Annotated in this window: 16 protein-coding genes; 9 read left to right on the forward strand and 7 right to left on the reverse strand. The window is 64.9% G+C overall.

Translation table 11 applies throughout. From position 1 onward, the window contains the following. Nucleotides 1–10: 10 nt before the first annotated feature. The 3 genes from CK224_RS23495 to CK224_RS23505 all read right to left on the reverse strand — a co-directional run bounded on the left by CK224_RS23495 (nt 11) and on the right by CK224_RS23505 (nt 2,870). Nucleotides 11–1,246 (reverse strand): patatin-like phospholipase family protein, encoded by a 1,236-nt coding sequence (locus CK224_RS23495; RefSeq protein WP_095783395.1) that lies wholly within the window; start codon nt 1,244–1,246, stop codon nt 11–13. A 170-nt stretch (nt 1,247–1,416) separates the two neighbouring features. Further along, on the reverse strand, nt 1,417–1,860 hold the full coding sequence (locus CK224_RS23500) for an SRPBCC family protein (protein WP_066993153.1): 444 nt from the start codon (nt 1,858–1,860) through the stop codon (nt 1,417–1,419). Nucleotides 1,861–1,970: 110 nt separating this feature from the next. Beyond that, nucleotides 1,971–2,870 (reverse strand): SMP-30/gluconolactonase/LRE family protein, encoded by a 900-nt coding sequence (locus CK224_RS23505; RefSeq protein WP_095783396.1) that lies wholly within the window; start codon nt 2,868–2,870, stop codon nt 1,971–1,973. Between the two features lie 106 nt (nt 2,871–2,976). On the opposite strand from CK224_RS23505, the gene CK224_RS23510 reads away from it, so the two are divergent. The 7 genes from CK224_RS23510 (at nt 2,977) to CK224_RS23540 (ending at nt 9,378) form a co-directional block, all read left to right on the forward strand. Further along, nucleotides 2,977–3,696, forward strand: a complete 720-nt coding sequence (locus CK224_RS23510) for a FadR/GntR family transcriptional regulator (protein WP_095783397.1) — start codon at nt 2,977–2,979, stop codon at nt 3,694–3,696. Further along, nucleotides 3,696–4,898 (forward strand): mandelate racemase/muconate lactonizing enzyme family protein, encoded by a 1,203-nt coding sequence (locus tag CK224_RS23515; RefSeq protein WP_095783398.1) that lies wholly within the window; start codon nt 3,696–3,698, stop codon nt 4,896–4,898. Before CK224_RS23510 ends, CK224_RS23515 begins: the two co-directional genes overlap by 1 nt. A gap of 39 nt (nt 4,899–4,937) precedes the next feature. After that, nucleotides 4,938–5,915, forward strand: a complete 978-nt coding sequence (locus tag CK224_RS23520) for a sugar ABC transporter substrate-binding protein (RefSeq protein WP_095783399.1) — start codon at nt 4,938–4,940, stop codon at nt 5,913–5,915. Nucleotides 5,916–6,028: 113 nt separating this feature from the next. Then, nucleotides 6,029–7,006 carry an ABC transporter permease gene (locus CK224_RS23525; RefSeq protein ID WP_095783472.1) on the forward strand — a complete coding sequence of 326 codons (978 nt, stop codon included), beginning with the start codon at nt 6,029–6,031 and terminating at the stop codon, nt 7,004–7,006. Nucleotides 7,007–7,009: 3 nt separating this feature from the next. Continuing rightward, nucleotides 7,010–7,741: an ATP-binding cassette domain-containing protein gene (locus CK224_RS23530; protein WP_066993169.1), complete on the forward strand. Its 732-nt coding sequence runs from the start codon at nt 7,010–7,012 to the stop codon at nt 7,739–7,741. 10 nt (nt 7,742–7,751) lie between these two features. Further along, a complete protein-coding gene (locus tag CK224_RS23535) occupies nt 7,752–8,507 on the forward strand; it encodes an SDR family oxidoreductase (protein WP_095783400.1) in 756 nt (251 codons plus the stop codon). Beyond that, nucleotides 8,494–9,378 (forward strand): aldose 1-epimerase, encoded by an 885-nt coding sequence (locus CK224_RS23540; RefSeq protein ID WP_245426144.1) that lies wholly within the window; start codon nt 8,494–8,496, stop codon nt 9,376–9,378. The genes CK224_RS23535 and CK224_RS23540 overlap by 14 nt, the downstream gene beginning before the upstream one ends. A 235-nt stretch (nt 9,379–9,613) precedes the next feature. Here the strand turns inward: CK224_RS23540 and dinB are convergent, their stop codons facing one another. From dinB to CK224_RS31675, 3 genes are all read right to left on the reverse strand, one after another. Next, entirely contained in the window at nt 9,614–10,876 is a 1,263-nt protein-coding gene (gene dinB, locus CK224_RS23545; protein ID WP_095783473.1) for a DNA polymerase IV, read from the reverse strand. 361 nt (nt 10,877–11,237) lie between these two features. Further along, a complete protein-coding gene (locus CK224_RS23550) occupies nt 11,238–11,618 on the reverse strand; it encodes a cupin domain-containing protein (protein WP_095783402.1) in 381 nt (126 codons plus the stop codon). A 758-nt stretch (nt 11,619–12,376) separates the two neighbouring features. Further along, complete coding sequence (locus CK224_RS31675; protein ID WP_210199671.1) at nt 12,377–12,661, reverse strand: hypothetical protein; 285 nt, start codon at nt 12,659–12,661, stop codon at nt 12,377–12,379. Nucleotides 12,662–13,144: 483 nt separating this feature from the next. On the opposite strand from CK224_RS31675, the gene CK224_RS23560 reads away from it, so the two are divergent. After that, on the forward strand, nt 13,145–13,381 hold the full coding sequence (locus tag CK224_RS23560) for a hypothetical protein (RefSeq protein WP_095783403.1): 237 nt from the start codon (nt 13,145–13,147) through the stop codon (nt 13,379–13,381). 24 nt (nt 13,382–13,405) lie between these two features. Here the strand turns inward: CK224_RS23560 and CK224_RS23565 are convergent, their stop codons facing one another. Beyond that, complete coding sequence (locus tag CK224_RS23565) at nt 13,406–14,623, reverse strand: TadE/TadG family type IV pilus assembly protein (RefSeq protein WP_095783404.1); 1,218 nt, start codon at nt 14,621–14,623, stop codon at nt 13,406–13,408. Between the two features lie 279 nt (nt 14,624–14,902). On the opposite strand from CK224_RS23565, the gene CK224_RS23570 reads away from it, so the two are divergent. After that, nucleotides 14,903–16,129, forward strand: a complete 1,227-nt coding sequence (locus CK224_RS23570) for a pilus assembly protein TadG-related protein (protein ID WP_095783405.1) — start codon at nt 14,903–14,905, stop codon at nt 16,127–16,129. Nucleotides 16,130–16,167: the final 38 nt, after the last annotated feature.

Genomic DNA, 16,167 nt, shown 5'->3' on the forward strand with positions numbered 1-16,167 from the left:
AACGCCATGCTCACACCTTGAAACCGCTCATCAGCGCCTTCGACACCACTGCACAGCGTCCGGGCTTCACGTCGCCCGCTTTCAAGGGCACGCCCTTTCCAGCCGGCACCGCCGGCCGGTACCAGCTCCGCAGCGCCTGGTCGCTGGCGCAATAGCCCCAATTGACGAGATCGATCGTCTCCTCGCTTCCCAGGAAATGCAGCGACGTGCCGATATCGGCAGGCGCGATTGCCGCGCTTTGCACGAAGCTCGGCTCGGCGGCGTCAGGCTTGCTGGCGATCGACCAGTAGACGCCGCGGGTGGCGGCATAATCGGGCCGGGTCGCGTCATTGGGCAGGCCCTGGTCGTCGGCATCCTTCGCCGCCTGGAAGCGGGCGATGAGGTCGCGCCGCCTGAGCGAGCGCACCTGGTTGTCGGTGGTGTCGAGCACGCGCTTCAACTGCGAGAACCAGTTCCAATAACCGGAGCTCGACGCCCGCCAGGGCGCGCCGGCGTCGCTGACTAACAGCGAGCGGCAGCGCTTCAGCGCCGGCTCGATGCCGTGATTGTCATAGACGCCGCCATCGGTGAGCACGGCGCGGCCGGCCGGGACGGGCGGGCCGACGCTCGCGTCGAGCTTGTCGTTCTCCCACGCGAATTGCGTGGGGTCGAGCCTGAGCGGCGACAGAAACGGCGGGAAGGCGGACGACGCCGCAACCGCGGTCGCGACCGGCAAGTCCGCATGCTTGGCCATGCCGATCCGGTAATCGGCAATGTAACGGTTGGACATGCGACACAGCGAGCCGGTGCTGAGATTGCTCGAGCAGAACACGAACCACGGCCGCCGGGTCAGGCTCTTCAGCGTCGGCACCTTGCCGTCGAACAGATGGTGCTCGTAGCAGGCGGCGACTTCGCGCGCCGCGCTCGAAAACGGGTTGAACACGCCCTTGAGGATCGACGGCGCGTCAAGGAAGACCTGCGAGAAAGTGAGGATTTTTTCGACGTAAAGCTCGCGGAAATTCGTGGCAACGCCGTCGGCAAAGCTGAGGCGCGGCCAGAGAACCGCAAGCAGCCCGGCGGCGATCGAGCCGCCCGAGACCGAACTGACCATGTCGATTTTCTGAAGCAGGCCGGCCTCGTTCAGCCGGCAGAGCACGCCGGCATGGAACAGCATGGCGCGATAGCCGCCGCCCGACAGGCAAAGGCCGAGCTCGTAATGCTCGACCTTGTCGTCAGCCGGTGACGATCCGGCTGGAATCGGCTCCATCGCGCCCCCCTTCTGCCTGTCTGTTCGGCATTCGAGCTCGGCTTTGCTCAATCCAGCCCAGAGCAGCCATTCTGGCAAGCGGGGGAAACGCGTAACGTCGCGGAGTGGAAAGCGGGGCCGCTTGCCGGCCGCTTCGTCGCGGCCGGCCGCATAGACCTTGCGATCGATCTTTACTGATTGATCTCGGGCTCGACGAGCCTTGCCAGGTTCTTGAGCGACTCCTGCCAGCCGAGATAGCAGGCCTCAGCGGGGATGGCGTCCGGAATGCCGGCCTGGGTGATCTCCATCTCCGTGCCGACCGAGACTTTCTTCAACTTCACCGTCACCTGCATCTCGCCGGGCAGGTTGGGATCGTCGAACTTGTCGGTGTAGCGCACGAGCTCACCCGGAACGAGCTCGACATAGTCGCCGCCGAAAGCATGGCTTTCGCCCGTGGTGAAGTTGCGGAACGACATTTTGAAGTTGCCGCCGGCCTTTGCATCCAAGTGATGCACCGTGCAGGTGAAGCCGTTCGGCGGCAGCCATTTCGCCAGCGCGTCCGCTTCGATGAAAGCGCGATAGACTTTTTCAGGTTTGGTGGAAAGCACACGGTGCAGGCGGACAGTGCTGGGCATTTCGTTTCTCCTGTTGATTGCCGGTCTATGCTCCTATGACGAACGGTGATTGGCCAGTCCGACATCGACGGTGAAGTTTTTGATCGCTGCTGCCGATCTCGATGGGGAGATTATCCGAACCGGTTGCCCGGCGCGCCGCTGACGCCGGGCCTGAGCGCGAAGACGCCGCCCTCGAAGGGGTTGGCGTCGAGATGCTCGGCGCTCATCGTGAAGCGCGCGGAGGTGACGAACAGCGTGTCGAGGCCCGGGCCGCCGAAGGCGCAGCTCGTCGGCCAACTGCAGGGCAATTCGGCGATCCGGTCCAACCTGCCGTCGGGCGCGATGCGAGCGAGGCAGCTTCCGCCAACCACCCGGCAGTTCCAAATATAACTCTCGGCGTCAAGGCAGGAGCCGTCCGGCAGGCCGCGCTCGAAGCCGGTGAAGAAGGGGAGCGCCCGGCCGAGCCGTCCCGCCTTCTTGTCCCAGCCATAGCTGTAGAGCGCGTTCTTCGTCGTGTCGGCGGTGACGAAGCGTCCGTCGGGCAGCCACACCATCGTGTTGGTGATGCCGAACCGGTCTTCGCTGAGCGGCATCACATTGCCGTCCGGGCCGACCCGATAGAGCCGACCTTCATCGCTGGCGATGGGCACCGGCGCGTCGTCCGGGCCGATGTTGTTGGCCATCGTTCCGACCCAGAACGAACCGTCCGGCGCCACCACGCCCTCGTTGAGCCGCGTTCCCGGCCTGTCGGCCTCGATCGTCGCGAGCGTCCGGAACGGCCCGTCGAAATCCCATAGCGCGATCTCCTTGCGCAATCCGACGATCGCGCCGCCGTCATTACGCAGTCCGACCGAGGTCACGAGATCGGGCGTCGGCCAGCTTTCATGTGCGCCGCTCAGCGGATCCAGCCGATGAATCCTGCGGCCGATGATGTCGACCCAGACCAGCCTTTCCCGGCGCTCGTCCCACACCAGGCTTTCGCCGACCACGTCGCGCGCATCGAAGATCAGGCCGGCTTGCGTTTCGTGCATGGGGCGCCTCGGGGCAGGGGTGTCAGAAATCAGCTTGACATATATCTTTAAGCTGAAATATGAGCAATTCAACAGAAACATGTCATACAGGTTTTTGAGGAAACGGATGCAAGAGCACACCGACCCGCCGGATGGGCCGAGTCCTGGCCTGGTCAGCACCGCGATCCAGGCGATAACCCAGCACATCCGCTCGGAGGGCCTGGCGGCCGGCGATCCGCTGCCCAGCGAGGCCGCCATGACACGCCAGCTCAACGTTTCCCGAACGGTCGTGCGCGAGGCCTTCCGCTCGCTGTCGGCGATGCGGCTGATCGACATGAGCGCCGGGCGCCGCGCCACCGTCGCCAAGCTCGACACCGGCGCCATGTCGATGGTGATCGAGCATGGCATCACCACCCAGCAGATCAGCGTGCAGCAGGTCTATGACGTCAGGCGCACCATCGAGATGCGCACGGTGGCGCTGGCCGCTCTGCGCCGCACCAACGCGGAAGCCGCGGCGATCGCCCAGTCCGCCCGGCTGATGCGCGAGAGTTGCAAGAGCCCCGAGACCGTCATGGAGCATGACATCGCCTTCCACGAGGCGATCGCGGCGGCCTCGCACAATCCGGTCTTTTCGCTGATCGTCACCGCCTTCAGCGGCGTGACGCGGCGCACCTGGGTCATTGGCTGGCGAACCCGTTCCTCCGACGAGGACCAGCTCAAGATGATCAAGGGCCATGAGGACATCGCCGACGCCATCCTCAAGGGCGATCCGCGGCTTGCGGCCGAGCATATGGCCGAGCATTTCGACAAGAGCGTCAAGGCGCTGATCGACGCGGGGATAGCCTGATGAAGATCCGCGCCATCGAGACCGTGCGCATCGAGGAACGGCCCAACCTGCTCTGGGTCGAGGTTCATACCGACGAGGGCATCACCGGACTCGGCGAGACGTTCTATCTATCGCGCACCGTCGAGGAATATCTGCACGAATATGTGGCGCCCAGGGTGATCGGCCGCGATCCGCTGGAGATCGATCTCCTGGCCGCCGATCTCGTCGGCTATCTCGGCTTCCGCTCCAGCGGCGCCGAGGTGCGCGGCAACTCCGCCTTCGACATCGCGCTGTGGGACATTTTCGGCAAGGCTACCGGCCAGCCGGTCGCGCAGCTGCTCGGCGGTTTCAGCCGTCGCTCGATGCGCACTTACAACACCTGCGCCGGCACCGAGTACATCAAGGACGCCAAGGGCCAGACGACGGCCAATTACGGCATCGGCGCCGGGCGCGATTACGACGATCTCAACGCCTTCCTCACCCGCGCCGGCGAGCTGGCCGAGGAATTGCTCTCCGACGGCATCACCGCAATGAAGATCTGGCCGTTCGACCACGCGGCGGAGAAGACGCGCGGCAACGACATCTCGGCAGCCGACTTGAAGGCGGCGCTCGAGCCTTTTGAAAAGATTCGCAAAGCCGTCGGCGACAGGATCGACATCATGGTCGAGTTCCATTCGATGTGGCAGCTCTTGCCAGCGATGAGGATCGCCGAGGCGCTCAGGCCCTACGCCACCTATTGGCACGAGGACCCGATCCGCATGGACAGCCTCGGCGACTTGAGGCGTTACGCCGCCGCCAGTCCGGCGCCGATCTCGGCCTCGGAGACGCTGGGCAGCCGCTGGGCTTTCCGCGACCTTCTGGAGACCGGAGCGGCCGGGATCGTCATGCTCGACATCTCCTGGTGCGGCGGCCTGTCGGAGGCCCGCAAGATCGCTTCGATGGCCGAGGCTTGGCGGCTGCCGGTGGCGCCGCACGACTGCACCGGTCCGGTCGTGCTCGCAGCGTCCACCCATTTGTCGCTCAACGCGCCCAACGCGCTCGTTCAGGAAAGCGTGCGCGCCTTCTACCGCACCTGGTACCGCGACTTGGTGACGGCGCTGCCCGAGGTGAAAGACGGCATGATCACCGTGCCGCCGGGGCCTGGGCTTGGGCTGGCGCTCAGTCCCGATCTTGGCAAGGCCTACACCGTCCACCGCCGGGTCAGCAACCAGACGGACATTTAGCCCAAGGCGCACATCTAAGATCCATAGGGAGGAACAAACATGAGAAAACTGACAGCAATGCTTCTGCTCGGCGCCGCCCTTATCGGCGGGCAATCGGCCGCCAAAGCCGACGGGCTCAACATCGTCTTCACCCATCATTCGTCGGCCTCGAACACATTCTGGCAGGCGGTGAAGAAAGGTTTCGATGATGGCTGCGCCAAGGTCGAGGCCAACTGCAACATGGTCTTCACCCAGACCGAGGGATCGATCGAGCAGCAGGTCGCGAACATGCGCGCGGCCCTTGCCGCCAAGCCCGACGCGCTGCTCACCTCCATCGTCGACGACCATGCCTTCGACGATGTCATCAAGGAGGCCCGCGACGCCGGCGTGGTGGTGATCGCCGTCAATGTCGACGACACCGAAGGCGCCAAGGGCAATGCGCGCCAGGCCTTCATCGGCCAGGGCTTCAAGCCAGCCGGCTACTCGCTCGCCAAGGCGATTTCCGAGAACTTTCCGAAGGATGGTCCGATCAAGGTGCTGGTCGGCATCTCGGCGCCGGGCCAGAACTGGTCGGAAACCCGCGGCGCCGGCGTCATGCAGTTCCTCGAGGAGTACAAGGCCGCTCATAAGGACCGCGACGTTTCGTGGGAGCGCATCGACAGCGGCACCGACCTCGCCATCACCTCCGACCGCGTCGGCGCCTATCTCAACGCGCATCCCGACACCGCGGCCTATTTCGACACCGGCTTCTGGTGCGCCGGCGTGGCGCGCGTGCTGGCCGATCGCGGGGTCGCGCCCGGCAAGGTCCTGCTCGGCGGCTTCGATCTCGTGCCGGAAGTGCTGCAGCAGATGCAGAAGGGCTATGTCCAGGCGCTGGTCGACCAGCAGCCCTACATGCAGGGCTTCATGCCGGTGATGGAAGTCTATCTCAACAAGAAGCTCGGTCTTGCGCCTTCCGACATCGACACGGGGCAGGGCATCGTGCGCCAGAAGGACGCCGATGCGATCATGGCGCTGTCCGCGCAGGGCATGCGGTAAGCTCAACGCAGACCGGTCGGATGCTGCCCACGCTGGCAAGTCGCATACCTTGGAGCATCGGCGCCGACGGCGACGCCGATGCGCCTCACACCTTCAAATACCGGAGCCCCTCTTTGAAGCGCCTGTTCAAGACCTATCTCGAGAAGCCGGAACTGGCCGGGCTGATCCTCCTGGTGCTGCTCATTGTCCTGTTCCAGGTCCGCTCTCACGGCGTGTTCCTGAACCAGGACAATCTGCGCGGCATTCTCGGCATCCTGCCGGAGGCCGGCCTCGTCGCCATCGGCGTTACCATCCTGATGATCAGCGGCGAGTTCGACCTGTCGGTCGGCTCGATCTTCGCGCTGATGCCGATGACGATGGCGGTGCTGATGGTGCAGGGCTGGCCGTTCCCGCTGGCGCTGCTCGCCGGGCTGCTCGCCTCGGCGGCCATCGGCTTCATCAACGGTTACGTCACCATCCGCTTCGCCATCCCGAGCTTCATCACCACGCTCGGCATGCTGTTCATGGCGCGATCGCTCACCGTTGTCGTTTCCGGCGGCTTTCCGCCGCTGTTGCCCGCCGACCTGCCGACTTGGCTGTTCACCTCCTTCGTCGGGCCGGGCAACATGTTCCGCATGTCGTTTCTGTGGTTCGTGGCGGTCGCGGTGCTGACCTCGCTGATGCTGTCGCGCACCAATTTCGGCAACTGGATCAAGGCTACCGGCGGCTTCCTGCCGGCCGCCGCCGCGATGGGCATCCCGACCACCAGGGTCAAGATCGTCTGCTTCATGCTGTGCTCGGTGCTCTCGGGCTTCGCCGGCATGCTGCAGGTGCTGCGGTTGGGGTCGCCGCTGCCTTCGATCGGCGAGGGGATGGAGCTGCAGGCGGTGGCATCCGCCGTCATCGGCGGCGCCTCGCTCGCCGGCGGCATCGGCACCGTCATGGGCGGCATCATCGGCACGACGCTCATCCGGGTCATCGACAACGGCCTTGTGCTCAGCCATGTCGACGCCAACTGGTTCAAATTCGCCATCGGCTTCCTGACCATCTTCGCCGTCGTCGCCAATGCCTGGATGCGCAAGCGCGCCAAGGCCATCAAGATGGAGGGCTGAGCCGTGAGCGATGCCATCATCTCTGTGCGCGATCTGCACAAATGGTATTCCGGCGTGCATGCCCTCAAAGGCGTCACGCTCGACTTCAAGCGCGGCGAGGCGCTCGGCCTGGTCGGCGACAACGGCGCCGGCAAGTCGACCTTGATCAACATCCTGTCCGGCGTCCATCGGGCCGACCAGGGCGAGATCAAGGTCGAGGGCAGGGAGGTCAGCATCGCGACGCCGCGCGACGCGATGGATCTCGGCATTGAGACCATCTACCAGTACAATTCCATGGTCCCCACCATGTCGATCGCCCGCAACCTGTTCATCGGCCGTGAGCCGACCCGGTTCTCGATCCTCGGCGTCGGCATCCTCGACCAGAAGAAGATGGCCGAGGAAAGCGTGCGCGCCATCGCCAATGTCGACCTGCATCTGCGCTCCCCCGACGCGCTCGTCGGCGAGCTCTCCGGAGGCCAGCGCCAGGGCGTCGCGATCGCGCGCGCCATGCACTTCAAGTCGAAGGTGATGATCCTCGACGAGCCGACCAATCACCTCTCGGTCAAGGAGACCAACAAGGTGATCGGCTTCGTGCGCGGCCTCAAGGAACAGGGAGTGACGGGCGTCTTCATCAGTCACAACATGCACCACGTCTTCGAGTGCTGCGACCGCATCGTCGCAATGGCGCGCGGCGAGATCGTGCTGGACAAGCGCATCGGCGACACCTCGATCGACGAAGTCCATTCTGTCCTGTGAGGGTTAGGCAATGAAGGCGCTCGCTGGTCGTAAAGTGTTGCTGACGGGTGGCCTCGGCTCGCTCGGCCGGGCCCAGGCGGTGACGCTGGCGCGGGCCGGCGCGCGCGTGCTGGTGCTCGACCGCCCCGACATTAGTGAGGGCGAGCAGACGGTGGCGGGACTTGCCGGGCAGGCCAGGGGCGATATTGCCTTCGTCGGCTGCGATCTCAACCGGCTGGCCGAGGCGGAAGCGGACGTTGCCGCGCTGGCGGCGAAGGAAGGTGGGATCGATATCCTGATCAACAACGCGGCGCTGATCATCAACCGGCCGTTCGAGCAGTTCTCGCTGGCCGAATATGAGGATCAGATCCGCGTCAATTCCTCGGCCGCCTTTGCGCTGGCGCGGGCCTGCGCGCCGGGCATGAAGGCGAAGGGCTACGGCAAGATCGTCAACTTCTGCTCGATCACGCTCAACGGCCGCTGGGACGGCTACGTGCCCTATGTCGCCTCGAAGGGCGCCATGCTCGGGCTCACCAAGTCGCTGGCGCGCGAGCTCGGGCCGCATGGTATCCGCGTCAACGCCGTGTCGCCGGGCGCGGTGGTCTCGGAGGCGGAGGCGCGCGTCTTCGGCGACCGGTTGAAGCAGTACAATGACTGGATCCTCGAGAACCAAAGCCTCAAGACGCGCATCGAGCCTGAGAACGTCGCCGAGCTCGTGCTGTTCCTCGTCTCACCCGCCTCCGACATGATCAGCGGCCAGAACATCGCCATCGATGGCGGCTGGTGAGGATATGGCCGGCGCGGTCAAGCTGAACGACGGGCAGGCGAGGCTGGTGCTGGCGCCGGAGAAGGGCGCGGCGATCGCGCGCTATGACGCGCTGGTGATCGGCAGCGCGCCGGTTCCGCTGCTGAAGCCCGGCGATGGCACCGGCACGTCCGGCTGCCAGCTCCTGGTGCCGTGGTCGAACCGCATCTCCGGCGGCGGCTTCACTTTCGACGGCCGCTTCCACGCCGTCGCGCCGAACGTTCCGGGCGAAGCCTTTCCGATCCACGGCGACGGTTTCCAGAAACCGTGGCGGCTTGCCCGCCGCACGGACACCGAGGCGGATCTGGTGCTCGACGATGGCGCGATCGGTCCTTACCGCTATGCGGCCTCCGTGACCTATGCGCTGCGGGACGGCGCGCTGCAGGCGCGGCTGACGGTGGAGAACCGCGCCGGCATGCGCCTGCCTTACGGCCTCGGTTTCCATCCCTGGTTCCCGCGCGGCGACACAACCCTGCTCGGGGCCAAGGCCAGGCGCGTCTGGCTGGAGGACGAGCGCCATTTACCGGTCGGCGTCGTGCCGGTGAGCGAGCGCCCGGCCTGGGATTTCTCGCGCTCCATCCCGCTGCCGTGGGACTGGGTCAACAACGCCTTCGACGGCTGGAATCGCCGCGCCTCGATCACGCAGCTCGAGGATGGGATCAGGATCACGCTCACCGCCTCGCCGGAGCTCGGCGTCTATATCCTCTATTCGCCGTCATCCGACGCCGACTTCTTCTGCTTCGAGCCGGTCTCGCACCCAGTCGATGCGCATCACGGCGAAGGGCTGACGGTGCTTGAAGATGGGCAAACGATGAGCGCGGCGATGCGGCTGGACTGGGCTGTGGCGGGTTGAGGGCAGCCGCCAGAGCGCGTGATCTCCCCCCTTGAGGGGGAGATGGCCGGCAGGCCAGAGAGGGGCGTCTCACATAGATCGCCAGCATTGTCTTCGTCGCCGAAGACGCCGGCGCTTCACGCGCGGCGACGCCCTCTGTCGCCTTCGGCGACATCTCCCCACAAGGGGGAGATCGGACGGCGCGTCGGCTTTCGCCAATCTCCAGCGCCGCAGAGCAGATGCCGAAGCACCTCCCTCACAGCTCCTTCTCCGCCAGCTCCCTGAATTCATCCGGCACCGAGCGCGCCGCTTCAAGCGCGACGGTGCCGTAGCCGACGGCCTGCTTGCCGAAGCGCTGGCGGATCTTGTCTATGGCGCGGTCGGCGCCGAAGCGGGCGAGGCCTTTGCGGCTGCCGGGCTTCAGCTTCTCGTCCGCCAGGCCGAGCGGCAGTTCGAGCTGCAGCTTGGCATGCTCTTCCAGATGCGAGACCGAGATCGCCAGCAGCGAGATTTCCCGTTCGCCAGGGTGAGCGGCGAGCACGCCTCTGACCAGCTCTTCCGCGACGTCAGCGAGCATGGTCGTCGCCTGGATCGGTTGCTCCAGCGTCACCGAGCGGGTGACCGCGCGCATGTCGGCAAAGCGCACGCGCACCGTCACCGTGCGGCCGGGCCGGTCCTTGGCGCGCAGGCGGCTGGCGACGCGATCGGCGAGATGCAGGAGCGTCGGCACGAAGACGCGCGGCAGCGCCGGTTTGCGGCCCAGCGCCGACTGCGCGCCGGCGGAATGGGCGCGGCGATGCGTCTCCAGCCGGCGCGGGTCGCGGTTCCAGGCAAGGGCCGCGAGCTTCTGGCCGGCGGCATGGCCGATCAGCCGCTCCAGCGCGCCGCTATGCGTGCGCGCCAATTGCCCGATGGTCTCGACGCCGATCTCGGCGAGCCGCGCTTTGGTTGCCGGACCGACGCCCCACATCAGCGACACCGGCAAATCGTGCAGGAAGGAAAGCTCGGTGCCGGGCTCGACCACCACCAAGCCGTCGGGCTTGGCCACCTGCGAGGCGATCTTGGCGAGATGCTTCGTCCGGGCCACGCCGATCGAGATCGGCAGGCCGAGCTCGCTCTTCACGCGGCGGCGGATGGTTCGCGCAATTTCGTCCGGCGGTCCGAACAGATGCGTGCAGCCGGCGACATCGGCGAAAGCCTCGTCGATCGAGATGCGCTCGACCAGCGGCGTGAAATCGTCGAGCACCTTGATCGCGGCGTCGCCGAGACGCTGGTATTCGCCGAAGCGGCCGCCGACGAAGATGAGCTGCGGACAGAGCTCGCGCGCCTTGCGGCCGGGCATGCCGCCGCGAACGCCAAAAATCTTCGCCTCATAGGAGGCGGCAAGCACCACGCCGCCGCCGACCGCGATCGGCTTGCCGCGCAGCGACGGGTCGAGCAGTTGCTCGACCGAGGCGTAGAAGGCGTCGAGATCGGCATGCAGGATGGTAGCGGCTGAAGCGGCGTTCGTGGCGGGCATCGCTCCCGGCTCCATCCGTCCCGCTTTGCGGCATCGCAGCATTAGCAGCGACTGTTGTAAGCGGTAATGCGTGTGAACATAAAGAGAACAAAAGGAGTTTCCTGTCAAGCCGGCCAGCTGGGGATGAGAACATCTGCAACCCGTCACAACCAAGGGCTTTGACCGGTTGCGCCGGTGTGCTCCCCTTTGACGGGTTGACCGCGAGACCAGGGAGGGGCGGGAAGGATCGCGGCCCGAAACTGCGTCATGCTAGGACGAAGTCAGGAGCCGAGCGACGCGCGAACACCAGGATGACGAAGTGCGGCCGAGCCGGAGCACCGCCCCTCCGATCTTCTGGCCGTCCCTTCGCCGACAGCCGCCGCTAGGCCGGTTTGGCGTATTGCTCGGCGCTCAGCACCTCGATGCATTGGAACGGCTCATTGCCTTCCACCCAGGCGTCATGCCCGGGCGGGATGGTATAGGACGTGCCGGCCTCGAAGGTCTTCTGCGTCCCGTCGTCCATGCGTATGGTAATTGTTCCGGACACGACATAGCCGACATGCGAGACCTGGCAGCTGTCGGTCTTGACCACCGGCTTCACGCATTCGGACCATTTCCAGCCCGGCTCCATGTTGAGCCGCCCGAGCGTGTAGCCCGGCAGCCGCACCACTTCGACGCGGGTCTTGGCGGGCGAGCGAACCTCGTCGGGATTGTTGTGCGACTTGGATTCGAGCTTGGTGACCTTCATTGCAGCTTCGGCCATGGCATCCTCCCATTTCCAAGGATTGCAAGCGGGACCTGACACACGATCGTCGGCGACCGCCGCTGGATTGATACGCCTTTCAATGAATGATTGCTAATGTAATTGCCGGGCGCGGCGCGAAATCGATTTTGCCGCGCAGGCCCTATTGCAAGCACGCTCTGCCGGTGTTTTGCTGTTCCTTGCGCCTGGCACGACGGTGGTTGAGGGGCCACCCCGTTTCTCGCCCCTTGGGGAGAATCCTGTGAACCCTCGGCAAGTGAATTTCGCCAATAGTGCCGCGGCAAAGCCAGGCCCCGTCCGCGATAGTCCATTTTCATTTCCGCTCGCGGGCGCGCGCTCACCGCGCCCATCGAAACCGCCATAGGCGAGGCCAAGCCGGGTGGAAGGCGATACTCGAAAAATCAGAAAAACTGGGAGGAATCGATGCTTCATCAGGTAGGAAAAACGGAAACCCGTCCGCCGGTCGGGGCAGTGCGCCGCACTCCGCCGGCGCTTCGCCAGTGCTGCGACAACTATATCTGTCCGACCTGCGACCAAGTCGTCGAACTGACGGACTTCCGCCAGGTCGTCTGGCATCAAAGGCCGGGCCATCGGCCGATGGAATTGGATGACTGAGCGGACCTGCCGGAGACAAAAAGGGCCCGAGAAAAAAGGGCCCGAGAAAAAAAGGGCCCGCGCCTTCCAGAGGAATGCGCGGGCCGAAGCTGGAGTAGCCATTCGATAAACGCGCAACCGGCCTACCGGTTGCGCCAGGCGGATCAACCGCCGTTGGCCGGAGCCGGGGCCGGAGCCGGAGCGGCAGGCGCGGGTGCCGGCGTCGTCGACGGAGCCGCAGGCATCTCCACCTTGGGCGCCTCGACCTTCGGCGCATCGAGCTTCACATTGACATCCGTCGATCCGCCACCGCCGGTGCGGCCACCGACATTGATGATGCCGGTAAAGAACAGCAGGGCCACGATCGCGATGATGGCAAGAACGATCGCCACTGCTGTGCCGGCGCCGCCCCCGCCGCTGGTGTTTACAACTGTAGGTCTGTCGGCCATGGTTTCCTCTCCTCTGCCGATTGGGATGTCGTGGCAACGGCGCCAAAGCTGGAATGTTCCTGCTTTCGGGCCACGGTCCCTTGTCAGGCGGGACCTGAGGCCGCACCTTTGAGCGCAGAGGTCCGAATGGGCGATTTCTGGAAACAAGTAGGCCCACAACTCATTGTGGCACAACCGTCGAGTAACGTCCCTTCATCGGCGGTTTGACAGTGGAGTTGCCCGCCATTTCCTGCGATGTGGCGGGCAACTCCCACAATCCCGCAGTCTGCCGAGATTCGCGAACCTGTTCGCCGCGCTTTTGCCGGTCGATCCAAACGACCACAGGCGTGCGCGACGTACTTTTATGCCCTGCCTGCCGCTTCGCTCGATCTCAGCGCGGGCCGCCCAGGCTGTCGCCAAATCATGATGCACCACTCCGAGCGGAACCCGGCCGCCCGTCACGCCGTTGACTTCCGCGAAGGGATCCTGTGGGCGGAGGCCGCCATGGACAGCTTCGAACTGATCGATCTTCTCTGCGTCGTCGACGCCTGCGCCAGCGATGGCGCGGCTGGGCGCCTTGTTTCGATGTCGAGAGCCGTCGAGGAACTGCGCGTCTTGACCGGTGACTTCGTCTCATCCGACGAAGCGGCGGCGAACGCGTTGAGCCAGGTGGCGCTGCAGCGCGGCTGCGCGGTGTTGTTCGACGAACAGCCGGGCGCCAATATAGTCGGCGAGTACTGATTTCCCCTCGACGGAAGAGCGGCGCTATTTCGCCAGGGTGATCATCCTGCCGGCATACATCTCGCGATTGCCGAGCTCGGCCGCGCAGTCCGATTTCACCGCCGAGTTTCCGGTCATGCCTACGGTATTGCCGACCAGCCGCAGGCAATTGCCCTGCGCGTTCATGTCCGAATTCCCGGCATAGGAGATCGCCGCGTCGGGGGCATAGATGAAACCGCTGACCACCGAGCCGGATCCGCCGTTGATCGTCAGCGCCGCGGTGTTGCCCTTGGCCTGGAAAATTGTGATGCCTGCATAGGGGCCGCTGGTCGGCGGCGAGAGGTTCACCTGCTCATTGGCATTGATGTAGAGCTGCGAGCCTTCCATCAGGAAGATCGTCACGCCCTGGCCGGTGAGGATGCCATTGCCGCCGGGCTTTATGGTGACGTTGCGCAGGATGTAGACGCCCGGATTAAGCGTGATCTTCCCAGACCAGGTCTTGTCGCAATAGGTGCCGGGCGAGAGCGTGACCGTCTTGCCGTTCGGCATGGATTGGCACATGCCGTAGGCGGGCGGGGTGACATTGGCCAGCGGGTCGAAAGATGCGTACTGGTTTTCGAGCGGTGCGCCGCACGAGAGTGTTGCATTGGGCGGCGTCAACCCCGAGGTCGAGCCGACCGTCGAGACGCATGCGGCGCTGACCACGGCCGAGCCGCCGCGGTTGACGGCGCCGGCCGCGTCCGAGTTGGCGGCGATCACGCAGCCGTTCATCGCGACATTGGTCGACCCCTGCATATTGACGGCGGAGCCGACATGCGGATCGAGCGCCAGAACGCACGCCTGCGCCCCGGGTTTGACCTCGACCGAGGCGGAGCGGGTCGCCTGCCAGGCCGGCGCGCCGCTGATGAACGCCGCACGGCTGATGCTCGACGACAGGGCGATGGTGTAGCCGCTCGGATCGCCGCTGGCCGCTGCCTGGAAGGCCCCGACGCTGCCCGAATATTCGCCGGCGTCGGCGACGCTCATATTGGCTGAGAAGAAAGTCAGGCCAAGCTGGCGCACATCGCCGGCCGACATGGTCGGTTGGTATTTCGTGCCCACCGCGAGCCCGGCCGCATCCAGCGAGTTCTGCAGTTGCGCTGCGTCATCGCTCGTGCCGGCCACGTCGACGGCGCCAGCCACGACCAGCATCAGCGGCACCATGGCGATAGCGGTCGCCAGTGTGAAATTGCCGCGCGTCGAAGCCCAGAACCGTCTGATCATGGCAGCACCCTTGCCGGAAACGGCAGAGGAATAGCCCAGCCGCCTCTACGACCGATTTCCGAAAAAGATAAAATGCAGCGGATTGCTAAAATCGCTGATTTATCCGCAGCTTGACCTTAGGTCTTATATAGACTGGGACCTAAGTCTGAGTCGCTGCGGCGCAGGGCGGTAGGTATGCATACAAGGGTCTGAAAATCGCAAGTCGAGGAAAAAAATTAGCCATTCGTTTATCGCGGGGTGTTGAACGTGGTGGCTGGGATAGCTTGGGCGCGCTCGGCCATGAACACATTCGGTCGGATTTTCAGACAGTTCGTCTCCCGCCGCCTGCGGCGCGGCGAGAGCGGCAATGTTGCGACGATCTTCGCGCTCACCTTGCCGATCGTCGTCGGCGGGGCCGGGCTCGGGGTCGAGACGTCCTACTGGTACTATTCGAGCCTGAAGCTGCAGGCGACGGCGGACGCCGCCGCCTATGCCGGCGCGCTGGAAAAGATCCAGGGATCCAATACCGCGGCGATCACCACGGCCGCCACCCAGTCGGCTACCTCGAACGGTTTGGGCACGGGCACGATCACCGTCCACTCGCCGCCCACCTCGGGGCCGAACACGGCCAAGAAGGCGGTCGAGGTGATCCTCAACCAGAACCTCGACCGGATGTTCACCTCGATCTTCACGCAGACCAAGGTGCCGGAGCAGGCGCGGGCCGTGGCGCTGATCACCGACGCTTCCAAGGCCTGTGTACTCGCGCTCAATCCCTCAGCCCATCAGGCGGCGCTCTTCTCGGGTAACACCAGCGTCAAGCTGACGGGCTGCTCGGTCATGTCGAATTCGCTTCAGTCCGATGCCGTCAAGCTGCAGGGGTCGGCAGCGCTTCAGGCCGACTGCCTCGTGGCTGTGGGCGGCGTTTCGCTCAACAACCCGGTGACAACGGTCTGCAACGCCCCGATCACGCAGGCCCTGCCTGCGGCCGATCCTTACGCTGACCTGCCGACGCCAGCGGTCACCAATCCCTGTCTCAACGACAATAAACCGACGCTTGGCCCCGGAACTTATTGCAGCGGCATGAACCTCAAAGGGAACGTGACGCTCTCGCCGGGTGTCTATGTCGTCCAGGGCCCTTTGAAGATCAACGCCAACGCGGTCGTCTCCGGAAACGGCGTGACCATCTTCATGTCCGGCAGCAACACCGTCAGCATGAACGGCAACGCCAGCGTAACGCTCAGCGCGCAGACATCGGGCCCCTACTCCGGCGTGCTGTTCTACGGCGACAGGAACGGCACCAGCGCGTCGAGCACCTTCAACGGTACCGCGAGTTCGCTTTTGACCGGTGCCATCTATTTCCCCAAGCAGCAGGTCAGCTACCTGGGCAACTTCTCAGGGAGCGGCGGCTGCACCCAGGTTGTCGCCGACACCATCCAGTGGTCCGGCAGCACGAGCATCAAACAGAACTGCTCGAGCCTGGGGATAAAGGACATCCCAGCGGCCCAGTCAGTTGCGATCGTCGAGTAGCTGCATGGGGCCATTCGCGATCCGCTTCCGCAAGAATC

This window comes from Mesorhizobium sp. WSM3862, assembly GCF_002294985.1.
GTDB lineage: Bacteria > Pseudomonadota > Alphaproteobacteria > Rhizobiales > Rhizobiaceae > Mesorhizobium.